The organism is Salmonella sp. 2018103, assembly GCF_026247685.1.
In the GTDB taxonomy this organism is placed as follows: Bacteria; Pseudomonadota; Gammaproteobacteria; order Enterobacterales; family Enterobacteriaceae; genus Salmonella; species Salmonella enterica.
Map to the genome: position 1 here is coordinate 665,904 of NZ_CP111029.1, position 16,515 is coordinate 682,418.

Sequence of the window (16,515 nt, forward strand, 5' to 3'; positions counted from 1 at the left end):
GAGAGGGGATCTCTCCCCCCTCTGATTGGCTGTTAGTAAGCTGCGAAACTTATCAGTAACAGAACAATCAGTATGATGACCTGGTGCATCATAACCCTTTCCTTATTAAAGCCCCTTGCTGACATCGCGATTGTTGGTGAGTGGCCTGTCTGACGCAAGGGCTTTCTCCCGCCGATTTTGCGTTACTGGATCGCCCACGCAAAATGGCCTGCTGGTCATAACGCTTTGTACAGACAAGGTGGAAAAAAGATAAAAAAATCCCCGGTCTTATGACCAGGGACAGGAGATATGGCGGGGATTATTGCTCTTTTACCGTTGCTTCGCGATTAATCTCATCCGTTGCCGATGAAACCAACGGCGTGGTCAGCGCCTTTAGCGAGCCGCCAGCGATGCCAATCTCGTTTAACAGCGAATCGATCAGCGGCGCCTGGGTACGATAGGTGAGCGCGGCAGATAACGCTTGTTCCGCCAGGTTTCCCCCGTTAGCGCCGCCAGCGGCGACGTCGCCCGCCATCGCGCCGCGATTGAGGCCATCGACCTGAATAATCTTAATGCCGTCGATGGATTTCATCGGTTCAACAGACTTCTCAATAACAGCAGGCAACGATTGTAAGAGCGCTAGTTTAAATTTGAGGCTGGTTTGTTCGTCAGATAGTACGTTGATAGCGTCATTCAGCGCCCGCTGCGCTTCGGCTTCCGCCAGACCTTTTTTACGCGTTGCTTCCGCCAGTTCGATGATGGCGGCGGCTTGCAATTCTGCCGCTTCTTTCTCTGCTTTTGCCCGAACGGTCAGTTCGACCGCTTTGGTTTCCGCATCCTGCGCCGCGGCGATCAGAGCGACCTGCTTGGCGCGATCCGCTTCGGCGGTCTGGCGGGTAGTTTCTACGTTTTGCTGGGCGCGAACCGCATCGGCCAGCGCGTCGTTGGCGCGCGCTTCCGCTTGCGATTGCTGCTCGGATTTGGCGGCAATGGCGATAGATTTCGTCTGGTTGGCGATTTCTGTCACCTGTTGCTGTTCGATCTCTTTAATACGTACTTCACGCTCGGCCTCAACTTTCCTGGACCGTACTGCTTGCTCACGTTCGATCTCCGTCTCCTGGATCTGCCGCTCAGCAAGTATGCGCGTCTGTTCTGCTTCACGATGGCGCTCGGCCTCAAAAGCGGCAATTTTGGCGTTTTGTTCGGCGGTGCGGGTTTTAACCTGTTGCTCCTGCTCCAGAGTCATAAAGGCTTCTTGCTGCTCGATTTCCAGCTTGCGTTCAAGCGCGTCGCGGTTCTTTTCGCGCACCGCTACTTCCACATCCTGTTCCACTTCATTACGTTCACGACGGCGGCGTTCGGTTTCCTGCGTCAGTTTCGTCAGACCTTCGGCATCAAAGGCATTGTTTGGATTGAAATGCTCTTTGGACGTTTGGTTAAAGTTGGTTAATGAGACGCTTTCCAGTTCCAGGCCGTTTTTCGACAAATCTTCCGCAACGGTGTTTTGTACGCCCTGAACGAAGTTTTCGCGCGTGTCCTGTAGCTCATGCATCGTCATCTGGGCTGCGGTAGCGCGTAGGGCGTCAACGAATTTATCCTCAACCAGCATACGAAGATCTTCCGGCGACAGCGTTCGCTGGCCAAGGGTTTGTGCGGCGGTGGCAATACCTTCAACAGAGGGCTTTACACGCACGAAGAAAGCGACGACCACGTCAACGCGCATACGATCTTTGGTGATCAGGCTGTCGACGGTAGCACGGCTGACTTCAAGTTTTAGGGTATTCATATTGATCGGAATAATTTCGTGAAAGATTGGCATCACAATAGCGCCGCCGCTCATCACCACTTTTTGCCCGCCAAGCCCGGTACGGACAAACGCCTGTTCCGCAGATGCGCGGCGATAAAGGCGAGCAAAAATGATCCCGATAATTAGTAAGACGATAACCGCAACGATGGCGGTAAACATCCATGATGGCAATATGCCAAAAACATCATCCATTATGTAAGTTCCTCTCAATTAAACATAGAAGGTACGCTCAGCCAAATAACGCGTTGCGGAAAGTCGGCAGACAATCAGCACCTTGTCTCCTTTTTTAAATTCTTTTCCCTTTTCGGGTTCCAGCAGTAAATAGTGAATCTGGCCGAACTTATCGGTAAATTTTCCTTCGCAAGGTGTACCGGCGACGGCGGCGTGGCCGGTAATAATCGCCATGCCGCCGATAAATTCCTCTTCCCTGAGGGCGGAGCTTTCATCTCTGGGTAGCCAGGGCGCGAGGATTTTTCCGCTGTAATGCACGGCAAAGACCGACAGGACAATGCTCAACGGGACCAGCAGCAGATTGCTGAGCGGCGCTTGCCAGAGCATGATCCCGCCATGCTGGATGAGGATACCGAAGAGGCCGAAATAACCGGCCAATAGACAGAGGACGACCAGGGCGGGAACGCGTCCAATATTCAGATAATGAAGCGCCTGGCCCGTAGGGCCAGATGACAGGGCGTCATAATGATCGAGTTGGGCGTCGAGCGTGCCTGAAAGAAAGTGGCCAAAAATCAGAGAAATCATCTCCAGCACGCCGATAAAGAAAACGAACGCGATGGCAAACAGATAGGGGCTGTTATACTCCGCAAATAAGGTCATATTTTCTATCCTTGTTGCCGCCTTCAGAAAGGTGTTCGCGTGATAATTTTCATGCTTGTTATTTCATTGCGTTACAATATCATGTGACCCATATCTCCTTAAGTCCGAAAAGCGATTTATCCGTCGCTATCTTTGGTGAATATTGTGATTTTGCGCATTAAATTTGCGCACGTTATGTATAAAACCGCCGTACATATAGGGAAATACTGAAATCAGAAAAAGCATATAGCCTTAACAGAATTCAATAACTGGAGGGTATGCTGATGAACAACAATAACGTCTATTCATTAAATAATTTCGATTTTCTGGCGCGCAGTTTTGCCAGAATGCAGGCGGAGGGGCGTCCTGTTGATATCCAGGCGGTAACCGGCAATATGGGCGAGGAGCACCGCGACTGGTTTTGCAAGCGTTACGCGCTTTACTGCCAGCAGGCGACTCAGGCGAAAAGGTTAGAATTAGAACACTAATGCAGGCTCCCTTTACAGGTGCAGGGCATTATTCAGATCTTATATGAGCGGGCCGTCAGGCCCGTTCACGTTTTTACTCTTGTGGATCGACTGGCGGGATGGCGGGCGCAGGTTTTACTTCTTCAGGCTTGTCACGAGCTTCCAGTTCGCTGAGGCGTTGCTCCAGCAGCGCCAGTTTTTCCCGGGTGCGCAGCAAGACCTGAGTCTGGACATCAAACTCTTCGCGGCTCACCAGATCGAGACGCGTCAGCTGAGATTGCAGCGTTTGACGGATTTTTTTCTCGATATCTTCCCCGAACTCGCGAATACCTTTCGGCATTGACTCATGAACCTGGCGTGCGATTTGCTCAATTTTTTTCGGGTCAATCATTGTGGTTTCCCTGAACTGGTAAGTGTTAGCTCTTATTGTAGTGCGATATGTGGACGCCATAAACCAGAATTGTGTGACGTCATACGGAGTAAAGGCGTTGATGAAGGTAATCAATAGCGTTATAGTTAACCCGCTTATTCTCAGGGCGGGGCGAAATTCCCCACCGGCGGTAAATCAGCGATGTTTAACGCATTTCTCATCACGGCGCGCCGTGACGGAACGCGGAGAGCAGGTTGAAAGCCCGCGAGCGCTTTTTGCCATAGCGAAAAGGTCAGCAGATCCGGTGTAATTCCGGGGCCGACGGTTAAAGTCCGGATGGGAGAGGGTAACGATCCAGTCGGGCATGGACCCGCTCACGTTATTTTTTTGCCGCTTGTCGGCACTCCTAAGACTGCCCTGATTCTGGTAACCATAATGTTAATGAGGTTTTTTTACCATGAATCAGACGCTACTTTCCTCTTTTGGTACGCCTTTTGAACGTGTTGAACTTGCACTGGATGCGCTGCGTGAAGGACGCGGTGTGATGGTGCTTGATGATGAAGATCGTGAAAACGAAGGCGATATGATTTTCCCCGCAGAGACGATGACCGTAGAACAGATGGCGTTAACCATTCGTCACGGTAGCGGTATTGTTTGCCTGTGCATTACTGAAGACCGTCGTAAGCAGCTCGACTTGCCAATGATGGTGGAAAACAACACCAGCGCCTACGGCACCGGTTTTACCGTGACCATTGAAGCCGCAGAAGGCGTGACCACCGGCGTTTCCGCCGCTGACCGTGTCACTACGGTGCGTGCGGCAATTAAGGATGGCGCAAAACCGTCCGATCTTAACCGTCCGGGGCACGTTTTCCCACTGCGCGCTCAGGCGGGCGGCGTGCTGACGCGCGGCGGTCATACGGAGGCGACCATCGATCTGATGACGCTGGCCGGTTTTAAACCTGCAGGTGTACTGTGCGAGTTGACTAACGACGATGGGACGATGGCGCGCGCGCCGGAGTGTATCGCGTTTGCAGGCCAGCATAATATGGCGGTGGTCACGATTGAAGATCTGGTGGCTTACCGCCAGGCACATGAGCGCAAAGCCAGCTGATCGAACGGATCATGGTTGAAAAAAGCCGATGAGATGTCATCGGCTTTTTTGTATTCTTTCGGTGCCATACTGTTCAGTTTCAAAGAACGACGAATAAGCTGAATGGTAAAATTATTGTGAGAAAAGCAGAGGCCTGAATGCAGACCTCTGCTTTGGTTTATCTATTCAGGTTATTTGCCTCTGGCCAGTTTCAATGCCCAGGCGCCGCTCATCACCAGCAGCAGAATCAGGCACAACCCAAAGGCCAACATACATGCCTGCGCCATGTTCATAAAGTGCCAGGGCGGAAGCAGATACCAGCCTTCAGACTGCTGGTAGAGATCGACAAACCACTGCTGTACGCTACTGAGCGTTACGCCATCAGGGACGATAGGCGCGTCATAACCGCAGTCTCCGGTAGGTTTAAACCACTCCGGCGCCCATTCCGCCAACGGTAAGTTGAAAGGAAAGGTCGGGTCAGTCGAACATCCTTGCACGCCAAAAAGTGAATCGGGGTCCGCATTATGTACCGCATGATGGATACCATTAAGCTTAATAGAAAACTTAATGCCCATAATGCTGCCATAAAACGCCGCGATGCAGCCAATCAGCTTCAGCACGATATTTTTGGGATTTATCGCCGCAATCACCCCGCCAATTACCATCACAAACATCGCGTAACGAATGTAAACACACTGTTCGCACGGCGCCATGTAGAGGTAGATTTGGAAGAACGAGTGCGCCAGGATAATTAACCCTCCCATCGCGATGGCCATTAACAGCCACAGAAAGCGCTGTTCCTGCCATCTCACCAGCGTATCTACTGGTCTTGCGCGTAGGTCTCGCCATAATCCCTTAATAAAATCCATAATCGTTTCCCTGCTTATTTTTTAGTGGCCAGTTCCCGAACGAGTTCAGCCATAGAATCGATGGATTTGATGTTTTTGGTATAGATAAGGTACTTGCCGTTGACGACGTAAGCCGGAACACCCTGAATTTTGGCAACGTCATAGGCGGCTTTCCATTTTTCCAGAGTCTCCTGAACGGCAGGATCTTTCAGCGCCGCTTCAAAATCAGCCTGGCTCATGCCTGCGGCGTCCAGCCCGGTTTTAATAAATGCCGCCGGATCTTTCCCATCTGACCAGCGCTCTTTCTTATCATGGTAAGCCGCGTACCAGGCGAACTTCGCTTTTTTGAATTGTGATTTAGCATCAAATAACGAAATCCCGGCAGCTTTATCTTTGGCGATCAGGACTGCAAATACTTCGCTGGCCTGTTTGCCATATTCGCCTTTTGTTTCCAGGTGGAACGGGGTGAACGTAACGAGATCGGCTACTTTATCAGAAACCGGACCTGTTACGGCTTTGTCATATTTGTAGCAGAAAGGGCAGGCGTAGCTAAATACCTTAATCAGCGTTTTATCCGCATTAGGAATCGGTTTCTCCAGAACCATATAATCTGTGCCCTCGGTAAAAGCCGATGCCGCAAAAGGAGTGACCAATGCCGCGGTTAATACTACGCTTTTAAATAAAGAGGTAATCCATTTAGATGACATATTAATTCCTTCCCGTGATTTATTTAAACATTTGCGTTGGATGAACCAGTAATGCACGATAGTGAGTCTGGTTGGGTTTATCCGACAGCACATCAATTTCAACTTTCACTTCTTTCGTTTTATAGTCAATCTCATTCAGTTTGCCGACTGTGGGTTTACCAACGTCGAACAGGTTAATAGAACCGCCAAAGCCGAACATGGTGTCGCGGTCTTTTTGATATTCAACAACCGAGGTAATAGGACTATAGAAATCATATCCACGTTCTTTACCGTATTCCCAAACTTGTTGTACGGTGCCTTTCTTCTCATCGATCTTATATTCGACAAAACGGGAATATTTCATGGTCGGTAGAGCCGGTTGCTCCAGGCCGCGACCATCGCCGTTATCAAAGACCGTTAACGTGCCTTTGCTGGAAAGCCATGCCGTATGTTGGGTATAGGTGAAATCGAAATCGGTGTCCTTACACTTGCCGTTTTCGTCACAGGTCAACGGCTTACCATGATCGTCTACCGGCTTCAGCAATTTACTGGCTAGCTGCTTATTCCAGCCTTTAGACGGTGCCAGTATCCATTTCACCTGCTTATCGCGACCAATTTTTACAATACCCTGATGGCGGGAAGAAAGGATGATGGAGTCGTCTTTCGCGTCATAAGCGATAGAGTTGACGTGCGCCCAGTTACGACCGGCACCAACGCCAAGCGCATCGCCATACGGCGTATCCGGTTCGAGTTTCGCCTGCTGCCCGGCATGGGCCAGATCGACGTTCACGCATACTGCGCCCGCATCCAGCGCGCCGAGCAGCGCATCACGCATAGGGTCGAGGATTTTGGTTAAATCCCAAACGTCTACTACGCGGCCAGACTTATCGACCTCAATGATTTGGTCACGAATCGTATGAACATGTATGCCGTCTTCTTTGCGGTAATCGCGTTTGCCGACGCGCAGCAGTACGGTGCCGTTCACGGTTTCGATGGATTCATGAGACGCATCCAGGAACCCGCGCGGCAGTTTATGATCGGCAAGAATTTGCCCCATCATGTCAAACTCGTACCAGTGCTGGCCCTGCACCGCGGTAAAGGTGCCGCGAGGCGTTTCACGAATACCCATCAGGTAGCCGCGTTTGTTGATATTCATATCGTGGCCGTCGTAGAAGGTATCTTGATCCAGCCACCAGCGATATTCACCCTGAGTGTCGACCACAAACGTATAAGGGGCGATATCGAAAGGCAAAGCCCCGCCCGCCGGACCGGCATCAAGAATGCCCGCATTTTTATCTTTTTCGCCGTGCCAGTGAAATTCAGCGCCCTGCGGCGTAAAGGTATGGGTATTTACCAGATAAAGGCGATCTTCAAATCCTGGCGCGACTTTAATAACTTTCGTTTGCTGGAGATCTGAAATAGAACGGTTATCCATATAATGGTTGACGATGGCGGACGTCTGCACCACATAGTCATCCTTCATGGCTTTGCCGTTTTCTTTATATTCTACTGTGACGTTGTTGGCAAATTTCTGATAAAGGCCAAAAATAGGAATACCGTCATAGGTTTCTAAAGACTCTTTCCCAACGGTATAAGTAACGGGAACGCCTTTTTCCCCTTTGCCATGTACAGTAACTTTAACGTCTGAAATAACATGGCTATCTAATTCCACCAGTGCGGTGAGAGGGGCATTACCGTAAGGATCGACAACGACTGCGCCTAATTTTCCTGCGGGCTGCGCCGGTTGAAAACCTGCGGCAAACGTACTGGCTGCGGTGAGTCCGCATGTCAGTGCGACGGCACCGGCAAGTATTGTTTTCCGGTATTGGTCAAACATGGATATATCTCCTTATATACAACTTCTAAATATAATACTTCTGTATATACTATGTTTTTATTAATGATAAATGAGGTAAATGATTGGTCTTTAAATATAAGTCATGATGCTATTACTTATTTTAAAGTATATTTTGTATCAATATTTTTTAATTGCCTGAGTGAGTCGATAGTAGAAGTGTGATATTTTAAGAACAATATAAATTAGTACGAAGTGTGATCTTATCGACATTGTTTTCTGCTTAATACCTCTTTCATTATTGTGTTTCACCACTGATTTATATGATCAAAATCATTTATTTGTTCCACAAATATGCCAGTATATGAATACGTCAAAATAAGGGTATGTAAAATTTTAACGTTAAATGTTTAGTGATGTTAAATTTTAAGGGTAAAAAGGATGTTTATTGCCTGGTATTGGATAATATTAATCGTTCTGGTGGTAGTAGGGTATATTTGCCATATGAAGCGTTATTGCAGAGCGTTTCGGCAAGACAGAGATGCATTACTTGAAGCGCGAACGAAACGTTTTCGCCAGACGAACGAAGGCGACAGCGTGATGAATGAGCAGAAATAGCGCATATCCTTGACGGGCAGCCGGATGTTGCCTGGCTAAAGGCCTGCATCCGGCGCGAGGTTTCTCTTAACCGATACCTATCGTCTGCAAAATGACGAGACTGAGCCCCATGATGGACATACCGCAAAGCACGCCATAGCTGGGGTTATTGTTAGGATCGATCTCTTTTGCCAGCGGCATCAGTTCATCGACGGAGAGCGCCACCATAATACCGGCGACTGCCGCCATGATAGCCGCCATAACGATTGGCGAAACCAGACTGCCCAAAATCAGCCACGCCAGCACGCCGCCAAGAATTTCCGCCATGCCGGAGATACCGGCCCAAAAAATCGCGGTACGTTTTGAGCCCGTCGCGGCATAAACCGGACCGGCAACCGCCAGACCTTCAGGAATATTGTGCAACGCCACCGCCAGTGCGATGCCGAAACCCAGTTCAAGATTGCTGCTGGCAGTGACAAAGGTGGCGATCCCTTCCGGAAAGTTATGCAGGCTAATGCCGAGCGTCAATAAAATCGCAGTGCGTTTTATCGAGCCGGGAAGCGGCTGCTGCCTTTTTTGTACCAGATCCTGCGGATGAGCGTGAGGAAGCAGGCGGTCCAGCCCGAAGTAGCCCAACAGGCCGATAATAAACATCCCGTAGCCCAGTACGGGCGACATTCCCTCGGTATCAAGCGCGGCGGGCAGCATCTCCATCAGTGAGATGAGCAGCATGATCCCTGCGGCGAAGCCCAGCGAAAAAGCCAGCACGCGATTAGACGGTTTTTGGCCGAGAACGCCAAGAAACGCGCCAATAAAGGTGGCGGCGCCCGCCAGTAAGGTCAGAATAAGTGGTACTGACATCCATTACTCCTTATCAATTTGCCGTCCGAACCTGACCTTCAAAATAACTGATGATCTTCATCATAGTTATCTGAGTTCTTCCTCTGTGAAGAAAGCGTATGGTGATGTTAACAAAATGTCTTTCCTGTAAGGATAACATCATGTCTTTAACGTGTATGCCAGCATTGTTTTTGGGGCATGGCAGCCCGATGAACGTGCTGGACGATAACGATTATACCGCGCCTGGCGGCGATTGGGGGAAGCCCTGCCTCGACCACAGGCGATAGTGGTGGTGTCGGCGCACTGGTATACCCGCGGGACGGGCGTCACAGCGATGGAAAGGCCGCAAACTCTCCATGATTTTGGCGGTTTTCCGCAGGCGCTGTATGACACGCATTATCCGGCCCCTGGATCGCCTGCGCTGGCGCAGCGTTTGGTTGAACTGTTGGCTCCCGTTCCCGTCGCGCTCGATAAAGAGGCGTGGGGATTTGATCATGGCTCCTGGGGCGTATTGATCAAGATGTACCCGAATGCGGATATCCCGATGGTGCAGCTTAGTGTTGATAGTACCAAACCGGCGGCATGGCATTTTGAGGTGGGTCGTAAGCTGGCGACGCTGCGTGACGAAGGCGTGATGCTGGTGGCCAGCGGGAATGTGGTTCATAACCTGCGGACTGTGCGTTGGCACGGTGACAATATACCGTATCCCTGGGCGGCGTCATTTAATGACTTTGTGAAAGCCAATCTGACGTGGCAGGGGCCGGTGGAACAGCACCCGCTGGTGAATTATCTGCAACATGAAGGGGGGGCCTTATCGAACCCGACGCCGGAGCACTTTTTACCTTTGCTGTATGTACTTGGCGCCTGGGACGGCAAGGAACCTATCACCATCCCGGTCGACGGTATTGAGATGGGCAGTATAAGTATGTTGTCGGTGCAGGTGGGGTAGGCCGGATAAGGCGCTGAATGGTTGCCCGATGGCGCTACGCGCATCGGGCTTACAGGAAAATCTATCCTTCGACAAAAATATGCGGATAGAAACGGGAGAGATCCTGGGTGATCAGCGCCCGATCTTCACGGATACCAATTCCGGCGGGCTGATCGTTAATCAGCCAGCTACCAATCAGGGTGTAACTGTCGCCGAATTTTGGCAGCGGATAGAACTGTTGCACGATCATACCCTCTTCGCCATACGGGCCTTCCACGGATTCGATCGTTTTACCGTTCTCAATAATCGATACGTTCGCCCCTTCGCGGGAGAAGATCGGTTTCACGACATATTTATCCATTGGCGGATGTTCGTCTTCGGCGAAATACGCAGGCAACAGATTCGGATGGTCCGGGAACATCTCCCACAACAGCGGCAATAACGCTTTATTGGAGATAATGCTTTTCCAGGCCGGTTCCAGCCAGCGCACGCCGGCATCTGCCAGCTTGGTGGAAAACATCTCGCGCAGCATAAATTCCCACGGATAGAGCTTGAACAGGTTCGCAATGACCTGATCCTGCAGATCCGTAAATTGGCCTTTTTCCCCCAGACCAATATCGTCGATATAGAGAAATTCGGTGGCGATTTCCGCTTCGGCCGCGCAATCCTGTAAATACTGAATGGTGCCGCGATCCTCAACCGTATCGCGACAGCAGGTGAGATGCAGCAACTGAAAACCGTACTGCTCGCGAAGTTCAGCAAAGCGTTCAATCAGCTTTTCCTGCAGGCTATTAAACTGATCGCTGCCTTCCGGCAGATTGCCCGCGTTGATCTGATCTTCCAGCCAAATCCACTGAAAAAACGCCGCTTCATACAGCGACGTTGGCGTGTCGGCATTATTTTCGAGCAGCTTAGGCTCGCCGATGCCGTCCCAGGCCAGATCGAGGCGGGAATAGAGCGACGGTTGTTGCGTTTGCCAGGACTGGCGAACAAAACCCCAGGTATGTTTTGGAATACGAAACTTCGTCATCAGCTCATCGCTGGCGATGACGCGTTCTACTACCTTGAGGCACATCTGGTGCAGCTCGGCGGTAACGTCTTCCAGTTTTTCCACCTGGGCGAGCGTTAACTTGTAATAAGCGTCTTCACACCAGTACGGTTCACCATACATAGTGTGAAAATTAAACCCGTATTCAGTCGCTTTATCGCGCCAGTCCGGGCGCTCGGTAATACTGACTCTTTCCATGCGTATCAGCCGCCCATCGAACGTGTTGAAGTACCGGCAGCGCTACGCTGCATGGTGCTCTGTTTGGCGACGGATTCGCCAAAACCGCCGCGGGTAACGGTTGTTGTGGTGGCAGGTTTCGGCGCCATCGCGGTTTTCGGTACGGTCATTGTCCGGCCCGGTTGCGCCGCGCCGTAGTTTTTACCTGCCGCATCGGTATATTTGCCGTATGCAGGGCTGGCCGGGTTTTTCGAGCTAAACAGCGGCTGTTGCGCAAAGCCTGCGCCGCCGCCCATCAGACGCCCCATCATGTAACCTGCCATAAGTGGCATCCAGAAACTGCCGCTGGATTGTTGGGCCTGCGCCTGATTTTCCGTCGCCATGCCAGCCTGTGCGGGCGCTTGCTGGCACTGACCTTCGCCAAACTCAGCGACGCAATCTTCGCGTGTAGCGTACTTAGGCGCAGTACGTTCGGCCTCTTTCAGCGCATTGCTATACGCGGTTGTACACTCCGCGCTTTTGCCCGGATTCGCCGCTGAACAGTCATCAGCGTTTTGATACAGCGATACGGTTTCATCGCTTTTTTCACAGCCAGCCAGCATAAAAACAGCCGTAACCGCCAGGGCGACCGGCGTTAAATGCCGCGCGCTCCAGCTTTTGCGAAATGATGCGTGATGGATGGATTTTGTCCGTTTCATATTTGTCTTCCAGGACCCAGTGGTAAATACAACATGCGTTCAGAATAGAGGATGACTGGTCGAAATTGAAGCGAGAAAAGGCGAGAATGCGGCGGAATAGCAGGATCTTTACGTTGTCTTACGTTCAGGCGCGGCTTTATGACAGGTAGCGCCGCGCTTACCAGACCTACAAGGGCACAGGTCTGATAAGCGCAGCGCCAGCGAATAACTTATCAATGCCGGAATGGATTGCCGTTATTGCTGTTGGCGCGAGCGGCGGTCGGCTGTACTGCCGGCGCGGCGCTATGGGCATTATAACCGTCTGCGGCAGCATCCTGATCTGGCGTTTCCGGCGCTACGCTTTCCGGCGACGTCGGGATAGGTTTACCCAACGTACTGTTAAGCGCGAGCAGATCCTGCTCGTTCAGCGTACCGAGCGCATATTTGATATTTAACTGATTAATCAAATAGGTATAACGCGCGTTGGCCAGTTGCTGCTTGGCATCATACAGAGTGGTGGTGGCATCCAGTACGTCAACAATGGTACGTGTACCGACCGAGTAACCGGCTTCCATTGCATCCAAAGAACTTTGCGCGGAAACGACTGCCTGTTTATACGCGTTGATGCTGCTGATGGAGGCGTTAATATTGTTAAAGGAAGAACGTACGGTCTGCACCACGCTACGGTGCGCGCTTTCCAGCTGTTCGCTTGCGCCGACGAAGTTATACTGCGCCTGTTTTACCTGCGAGTTAACCATCCCGCCTTGATACAGCGGCAGGGAGAAGTTCAGGCCGATTTTATTCTGCCCCATGTTGCTATCGTCGTACTGGGCGGAGTTGGTTTTAGAACCGCTATAAGAGGTATCAGAAATGCCGGTTGAGGCCGTTAAATTCAGCGTCGGCAGATGGCCATCCTGCGCCTGACGGATTTGCTCGCGCGCCAGATCCTGACTTAAACGCGCCTGCAACAGCGACAGGTTACGGTTTTCCGCTTCCTTCAGCAGCGCATTAACAGCTTTGGGTTTGTCGGTTTTAAAATGCTCGACGTTAAGCGACGCCAGCTCCGGGTAATAATTGCCGGTCACCTGGCGCAGCTCTTCTACCGCGTTATCCAGGTTGTTGCGGGCGGTCACTTCATTCGCCAGTACGGTATCATATTGCGCACGGGCGTTTTGCACGTCGGTAATGGCGACCAGACCCACGTTAAAACGTTGCGTCGTTTGATCTAACTGACGGTAGATAGCCTCTTTTTGCGCCTGGGTATAGGAAAGCACATCAATAGCGTTCAATACCTTAAAATACGCGTTCGCGGTATTGAGGATCAGCGTCTGCTGATCGGTCTGATAGGTGACATCCTGAATGCCTGCTGCTTTTTCTTGCAGGGTGAGCCCACGCCATTTCGACATATCAAATAGCGTCTGCGTTAATTGCAGGGAAGCGCTGGTTTCATTGGAGTTGATACCGTTCGCATCGCGATAACCGTTGCTGTAGGTGTAGTCGGCACCTAAACCCAGTTGCGGCAGTAAAGGACTACGCGCTTCGTTAATTTTTTCGAATGCAGCATCGCGATCGGCAGCGGATTTACGCAATTCCGGGTTGCTCAGGCGTGCTTGCTGATAAACTTGCATCAGGTTCTCTGCCTGGCTTAGTGTGCTGAACCCCGACAGGCTCAGGCCGATAAGGATGGGGAGCAATTTCTTCATTTGCATTCCTTGTTGTGAAGCAGTATTTAGCGCTGATCAATTTGTAAAAATAATTGCTGATTCTAGCAGAATCCGCCACTGCAAAAAGTTGGCGTTACGTGCCATACGAGCCTTAATTGGCACCAATTTACCACAAGGGTGATAAAACAGCAGTCAACCACCCTTGAAATTCATCATTTAATCATTATTCCTAGCAGGGCAGCACAATGCGTAAATCAGACAACTTGCCAGTTACTTTCACCAAAAGCGATGTAGAAATTATTGCACGGGAAACGCGCTATCGCGGTTTTTTTTCATTGGATGTGTATCGATTCCGCCATCGTTTATTCAACGGAGAAATGAGTGGCGAGGTAAAGCGCGAAATTTTTGAGCGCGGGCACGCCGCCGTCTTGCTACCCTTTGACCCTGAACGCGACGAGGTGGTGCTGGTCGAACAGATTCGTATTGCCGCGTATGACACAAGCGTTACGCCGTGGCTGCTGGAGATGGTCGCCGGCATGATAGAAGAAGGCGAAACCATTGAGGCGGTCGCCCGGCGAGAGGCGATGGAAGAAGCGGGGCTGACCGTAGGCCGCACCCGACCGGTCATCAGTTACCTGGCGAGTCCAGGAGGAACCAGCGAGCGCTCATCTATTCTGGTGGGTGAAGTGGACGCCACGACCGCGGCAGGTATTCATGGTCTGGCGGATGAAAACGAAGATATTCGGGTTCATGTGGTAAGCCGGGAACAGGCATACCAGTGGGTAGAAGAGGGGAAAATCGACAACGCAGCCGCAGTCATCGCTTTGCAATGGCTTCAGTTGCATCATCAAGAGTTAAAAAACGAGTGGAAAAAATGAAGCGTTATACACCTGACTTCCCAGAAATGATGCGTTTGTGCGAAACCAATTTTTCGCAATTGCGCCGCCTGCTGCCGCGCAATGACGCCCCCGGTGAAACGGTGAGCTATCAGGTGGGCAACGTACAATATCGGTTAACGATTGTGGAATCGACCCGATACACTACGCTTGTAACGATCGAGCAAACGGCGCCAGCCATCACCTACTGGAGCCTGCCGTCGCTGACGGTGCGCCTCTACCATGATGCGATGGTGGCTGAAGTGTGTTCAAGCCAGCAGATCTTTCGCTTCAAAGCGCGGTATGATTATCCAAATAAAAAGTTGCATCAACGCGACGAAAAGCATCAAATTAATCAGTTTCTGGCCGACTGGCTACGATTCTGTTTAGCACATGGAGCGATGGCGATTCCGGTTTATTAGCGTCGTGAAACCTAAGGACACCATTTGGAAAGCCTGTTAACCCTACCTCTGGCTGGTGAGGCCCGAGTCAGGATTTTACAAATTACAGATACTCACCTGTTTGCCGAAAAGCATGAAACGCTGTTAGGCGTCAATACCTGGGAAAGTTACCAGGCCGTGCTGGAGGCTATTCGGGCGCAACAGTATGAATATGATCTGATCGTGGCCACCGGCGATCTGGCGCAGGATCAATCCGCTGCGGCTTATCAGCATTTTGCTGAGGGTATCGCAAGCTTTCGCGCGCCTTGCGTTTGGCTACCGGGCAATCATGATTTTCAGCCGGCAATGTACAGCGCGCTGCAAGAGGCGGGGATTTCCCCGGCTAAACGCGTGTTAATCGGTGAACAATGGCAGATTTTGTTGCTGGATAGCCAGGTGTTTGGCGTCCCGCATGGCGAACTGAGCGAGTTCCAACTGGAATGGCTTGAGCGTAAGCTCGCCGATGCGCCAGAGAGACAGACATTGCTCCTTTTGCACCACCATCCGTTGCCGGCAGGGTGCAGTTGGTTGGATCAGCACAGCTTGCGTAATGCCGGTGAGCTGGATAGCGTGCTGGCGAATTTCCCGCGTGTAAAATATCTGTTATGCGGACATATTCACCAGGAGCTGGATCTTGACTGGAACGGTCGCCGTCTGTTGGCGTCGCCGTCAACCTGCGTACAGTTCAAACCACACTGCGCGAACTTTACGCTGGATACTATCGCGCCGGGCTGGCGTACGCTGGAGCTCCGGGCGAACGGCGTCCTGGAGACGGAAGTGCATCGCCTGCAGGATACCCGGTTCCGACCCGATACCGCTTCGGAAGGATACTGATGTCTACGCTTCTCTATTTGCACGGATTCAACAGTTCCCCTCGCTCGGCAAAAGCGTGCCAGCTAAAAAACTGGCTGGCGGAGCGTCATCCGCATGTTGAGATGATCGTCCCTCAACTACCGCCGTATCCTGCCGATGCGGCGGAGTTGCTGGAATCTCTCGTGCTTGAGCATGGCGGTGCGCCACTAGGGCTGGTAGGATCGTCGCTGGGTGGTTATTACGCCACCTGGCTGTCGCAATGTTTTATGCTGCCGGCTGTGGTGGTGAATCCCGCCGTGCGGCCCTTTGAATTACTGACCGACTATCTCGGTCAGAACGAGAACCCCTACACCGGGCAGCAATATGTGCTAGAGTCTCGCCATATTTATGATCTTAAAGTCATGCAGATTGACCCGCTGGAAGCGCCGGACCTGATCTGGCTACTGCAACAGACGGGCGATGAAGTGCTGGATTACCGCCAGGCGGTGGCATATTACGCCTCCTGCCGTCAGACAGTGACCGAGGGAGGTAATCACGCATTCACGGGCTTCGAAGATTATTTCAACCAGATTGTCGATTTTCTTGGACTGCACAGTTGCTGACA

18 protein-coding genes, 1 pseudogene and 1 riboswitch are annotated in these 16,515 nt (G+C 51.4%); of the genes and pseudogenes, 8 read left to right on the plus strand and 11 right to left on the minus strand.

All coding sequences use genetic code 11. The features are described 5' to 3' along the window. Nucleotides 1-32 precede the first annotated feature (32 nt). The 3 genes from OLG56_RS03190 to OLG56_RS03200 form a co-directional block, all read right to left on the minus strand. Nucleotides 33-92, minus strand: a complete 60-nt coding sequence (locus tag OLG56_RS03190) for a type I toxin-antitoxin system Ibs family toxin (RefSeq protein ID WP_001804776.1) — start codon at nucleotides 90-92, stop codon at nucleotides 33-35. A 206-nt stretch (nucleotides 93-298) separates the two neighbouring features. Beyond that, nucleotides 299-1,978: a flotillin family protein gene (locus OLG56_RS03195; RefSeq protein WP_000342876.1), complete on the minus strand. Its 1,680-nt coding sequence runs from the start codon at nucleotides 1,976-1,978 to the stop codon at nucleotides 299-301. An 18-nt stretch (nucleotides 1,979-1,996) separates the two neighbouring features. Beyond that, on the minus strand, nucleotides 1,997-2,617 hold the full coding sequence (locus OLG56_RS03200; RefSeq protein ID WP_061377617.1) for an OB-fold-containig protein: 621 nt from the start codon (nucleotides 2,615-2,617) through the stop codon (nucleotides 1,997-1,999). A gap of 257 nt (nucleotides 2,618-2,874) precedes the next feature. Between OLG56_RS03200 and glgS the strand changes: the two genes are divergently transcribed. Further along, a complete protein-coding gene (glgS, locus tag OLG56_RS03205) occupies nucleotides 2,875-3,084 on the plus strand; it encodes a cell surface composition regulator GlgS (RefSeq protein ID WP_061377616.1) in 210 nt (69 codons plus the stop codon). A 73-nt stretch (nucleotides 3,085-3,157) separates the two neighbouring features. Here the strand turns inward: glgS and ubiK are convergent, their stop codons facing one another. Beyond that, a complete protein-coding gene (ubiK, locus tag OLG56_RS03210) occupies nucleotides 3,158-3,454 on the minus strand; it encodes a ubiquinone biosynthesis accessory factor UbiK (protein ID WP_000566824.1) in 297 nt (98 codons plus the stop codon). A gap of 132 nt (nucleotides 3,455-3,586) precedes the next feature. Continuing rightward, a riboswitch (FMN riboswitch) is annotated at nucleotides 3,587-3,785 on the plus strand. A 105-nt stretch (nucleotides 3,786-3,890) separates the two neighbouring features. Here ubiK and ribB point away from each other — a divergent pair. After that, nucleotides 3,891-4,544, plus strand: coding sequence for a 3,4-dihydroxy-2-butanone-4-phosphate synthase (gene ribB / locus OLG56_RS03215; protein ID WP_001076978.1), 654 nt, complete (start codon nucleotides 3,891-3,893; stop codon nucleotides 4,542-4,544). Between the two features lie 170 nt (nucleotides 4,545-4,714). Here the strand turns inward: ribB and dsbI are convergent, their stop codons facing one another. Genes dsbI through assT form a run of 3 tightly spaced genes read right to left on the minus strand, consistent with a single transcriptional unit; the run spans nucleotide 4,715 to nucleotide 7,894 of the window. After that, complete coding sequence (dsbI, locus tag OLG56_RS03220; protein ID WP_000345576.1) at nucleotides 4,715-5,392, minus strand: protein-disulfide oxidoreductase DsbI; 678 nt, start codon at nucleotides 5,390-5,392, stop codon at nucleotides 4,715-4,717. A gap of 14 nt (nucleotides 5,393-5,406) precedes the next feature. Next, entirely contained in the window at nucleotides 5,407-6,078 is a 672-nt protein-coding gene (locus OLG56_RS03225) for a thiol:disulfide interchange protein DsbA/DsbL (RefSeq protein ID WP_000096230.1), read from the minus strand. Between the two features lie 19 nt (nucleotides 6,079-6,097). Continuing rightward, nucleotides 6,098-7,894 carry an arylsulfate sulfotransferase AssT gene (assT, locus tag OLG56_RS03230; protein WP_000460265.1) on the minus strand — a complete coding sequence of 599 codons (1,797 nt, stop codon included), beginning with the start codon at nucleotides 7,892-7,894 and terminating at the stop codon, nucleotides 6,098-6,100. Nucleotides 7,895-8,293: 399 nt separating this feature from the next. Here assT and OLG56_RS22165 point away from each other — a divergent pair, with 399 nt between their 5' ends. Beyond that, a complete protein-coding gene (locus tag OLG56_RS22165) occupies nucleotides 8,294-8,470 on the plus strand; it encodes a hypothetical protein (protein WP_000469257.1) in 177 nt (58 codons plus the stop codon). A gap of 66 nt (nucleotides 8,471-8,536) precedes the next feature. Here the strand turns inward: OLG56_RS22165 and zupT are convergent, their stop codons facing one another. Further along, entirely contained in the window at nucleotides 8,537-9,310 is a 774-nt protein-coding gene (zupT, locus tag OLG56_RS03235; protein WP_000115874.1) for a zinc transporter ZupT, read from the minus strand. Nucleotides 9,311-9,450: 140 nt separating this feature from the next. On the opposite strand from zupT, the pseudogene ygiD reads away from it, so the two are divergent. Beyond that, nucleotides 9,451-10,238 (plus strand): annotated as a pseudogene (ygiD, locus tag OLG56_RS03240) (4,5-DOPA-extradiol-dioxygenase). Nucleotides 10,239-10,299: 61 nt separating this feature from the next. Here the strand turns inward: ygiD and OLG56_RS03245 are convergent. The 3 genes from OLG56_RS03245 to tolC form a co-directional block, all read right to left on the minus strand. Continuing rightward, entirely contained in the window at nucleotides 10,300-11,463 is a 1,164-nt protein-coding gene (locus tag OLG56_RS03245) for a glutathionylspermidine synthase family protein (protein WP_061377615.1), read from the minus strand. Between the two features lie 5 nt (nucleotides 11,464-11,468). Beyond that, nucleotides 11,469-12,140, minus strand: a complete 672-nt coding sequence (locus OLG56_RS03250; RefSeq protein ID WP_061377614.1) for a DUF1190 family protein — start codon at nucleotides 12,138-12,140, stop codon at nucleotides 11,469-11,471. A gap of 212 nt (nucleotides 12,141-12,352) precedes the next feature. Continuing rightward, a complete protein-coding gene (tolC, locus tag OLG56_RS03255; RefSeq protein ID WP_015899378.1) occupies nucleotides 12,353-13,828 on the minus strand; it encodes an outer membrane channel protein TolC in 1,476 nt (491 codons plus the stop codon). Between the two features lie 200 nt (nucleotides 13,829-14,028). Between tolC and nudF the strand changes: the two genes are divergently transcribed. Genes nudF through yqiA form a run of 4 tightly spaced genes read left to right on the plus strand, consistent with a single transcriptional unit; the run spans nucleotide 14,029 to nucleotide 16,513 of the window. Next, complete coding sequence (gene nudF, locus OLG56_RS03260) at nucleotides 14,029-14,661, plus strand: ADP-ribose diphosphatase (protein WP_001231950.1); 633 nt, start codon at nucleotides 14,029-14,031, stop codon at nucleotides 14,659-14,661. Next, entirely contained in the window at nucleotides 14,658-15,080 is a 423-nt protein-coding gene (locus OLG56_RS03265; RefSeq protein ID WP_000833404.1) for a DUF1249 family protein, read from the plus strand. Before nudF ends, OLG56_RS03265 begins: the two co-directional genes overlap by 4 nt. A gap of 24 nt (nucleotides 15,081-15,104) precedes the next feature. Next, on the plus strand, nucleotides 15,105-15,932 hold the full coding sequence (cpdA, locus tag OLG56_RS03270; RefSeq protein ID WP_000444735.1) for a 3',5'-cyclic-AMP phosphodiesterase: 828 nt from the start codon (nucleotides 15,105-15,107) through the stop codon (nucleotides 15,930-15,932). Continuing rightward, nucleotides 15,932-16,513 carry an esterase YqiA gene (yqiA, locus tag OLG56_RS03275; RefSeq protein ID WP_000105725.1) on the plus strand — a complete coding sequence of 194 codons (582 nt, stop codon included), beginning with the start codon at nucleotides 15,932-15,934 and terminating at the stop codon, nucleotides 16,511-16,513. The genes cpdA and yqiA overlap by 1 nt, the downstream gene beginning before the upstream one ends. The last annotated feature ends 2 nt before the right edge of the window (nucleotides 16,514-16,515 follow it).

Bases quoted from the DNA above. Each gene is read 5' to 3' on its own strand.
- OLG56_RS03225 (WP_000096230.1), bottom strand. From the start codon at position 6,078: ATGTCATCTAAATGGATTACCTCTTTATTTAAAAGCGTAGTATTAACC.
- OLG56_RS03200 (WP_061377617.1), bottom strand. From the start codon at position 2,617: ATGACCTTATTTGCGGAGTATAACAGCCCCTATCTGTTTGCCATCGCG.
- assT (WP_000460265.1), bottom strand. From the start codon at position 7,894: ATGTTTGACCAATACCGGAAAACAATACTTGCCGGTGCCGTCGCACTG.
- nudF (WP_001231950.1), top strand. From the start codon at position 14,029: ATGCGTAAATCAGACAACTTGCCAGTTACTTTCACCAAAAGCGATGTA.
- glgS (WP_061377616.1), top strand. From the start codon at position 2,875: ATGCTGATGAACAACAATAACGTCTATTCATTAAATAATTTCGATTTT.
- OLG56_RS03195 (WP_000342876.1), bottom strand. From the start codon at position 1,978: ATGGATGATGTTTTTGGCATATTGCCATCATGGATGTTTACCGCCATC.
- OLG56_RS03245 (WP_061377615.1), bottom strand. From the start codon at position 11,463: ATGGAAAGAGTCAGTATTACCGAGCGCCCGGACTGGCGCGATAAAGCG.
- OLG56_RS22165 (WP_000469257.1), top strand. From the start codon at position 8,294: ATGTTTATTGCCTGGTATTGGATAATATTAATCGTTCTGGTGGTAGTA.
- yqiA (WP_000105725.1), top strand. From the start codon at position 15,932: ATGTCTACGCTTCTCTATTTGCACGGATTCAACAGTTCCCCTCGCTCG.
- OLG56_RS03265 (WP_000833404.1), top strand. From the start codon at position 14,658: ATGAAGCGTTATACACCTGACTTCCCAGAAATGATGCGTTTGTGCGAA.
- OLG56_RS03250 (WP_061377614.1), bottom strand. From the start codon at position 12,140: ATGAAACGGACAAAATCCATCCATCACGCATCATTTCGCAAAAGCTGG.
- zupT (WP_000115874.1), bottom strand. From the start codon at position 9,310: ATGTCAGTACCACTTATTCTGACCTTACTGGCGGGCGCCGCCACCTTT.
- tolC (WP_015899378.1), bottom strand. From the start codon at position 13,828: ATGCAAATGAAGAAATTGCTCCCCATCCTTATCGGCCTGAGCCTGTCG.
- ubiK (WP_000566824.1), bottom strand. From the start codon at position 3,454: ATGATTGACCCGAAAAAAATTGAGCAAATCGCACGCCAGGTTCATGAG.
- dsbI (WP_000345576.1), bottom strand. From the start codon at position 5,392: ATGGATTTTATTAAGGGATTATGGCGAGACCTACGCGCAAGACCAGTA.
- ribB (WP_001076978.1), top strand. From the start codon at position 3,891: ATGAATCAGACGCTACTTTCCTCTTTTGGTACGCCTTTTGAACGTGTT.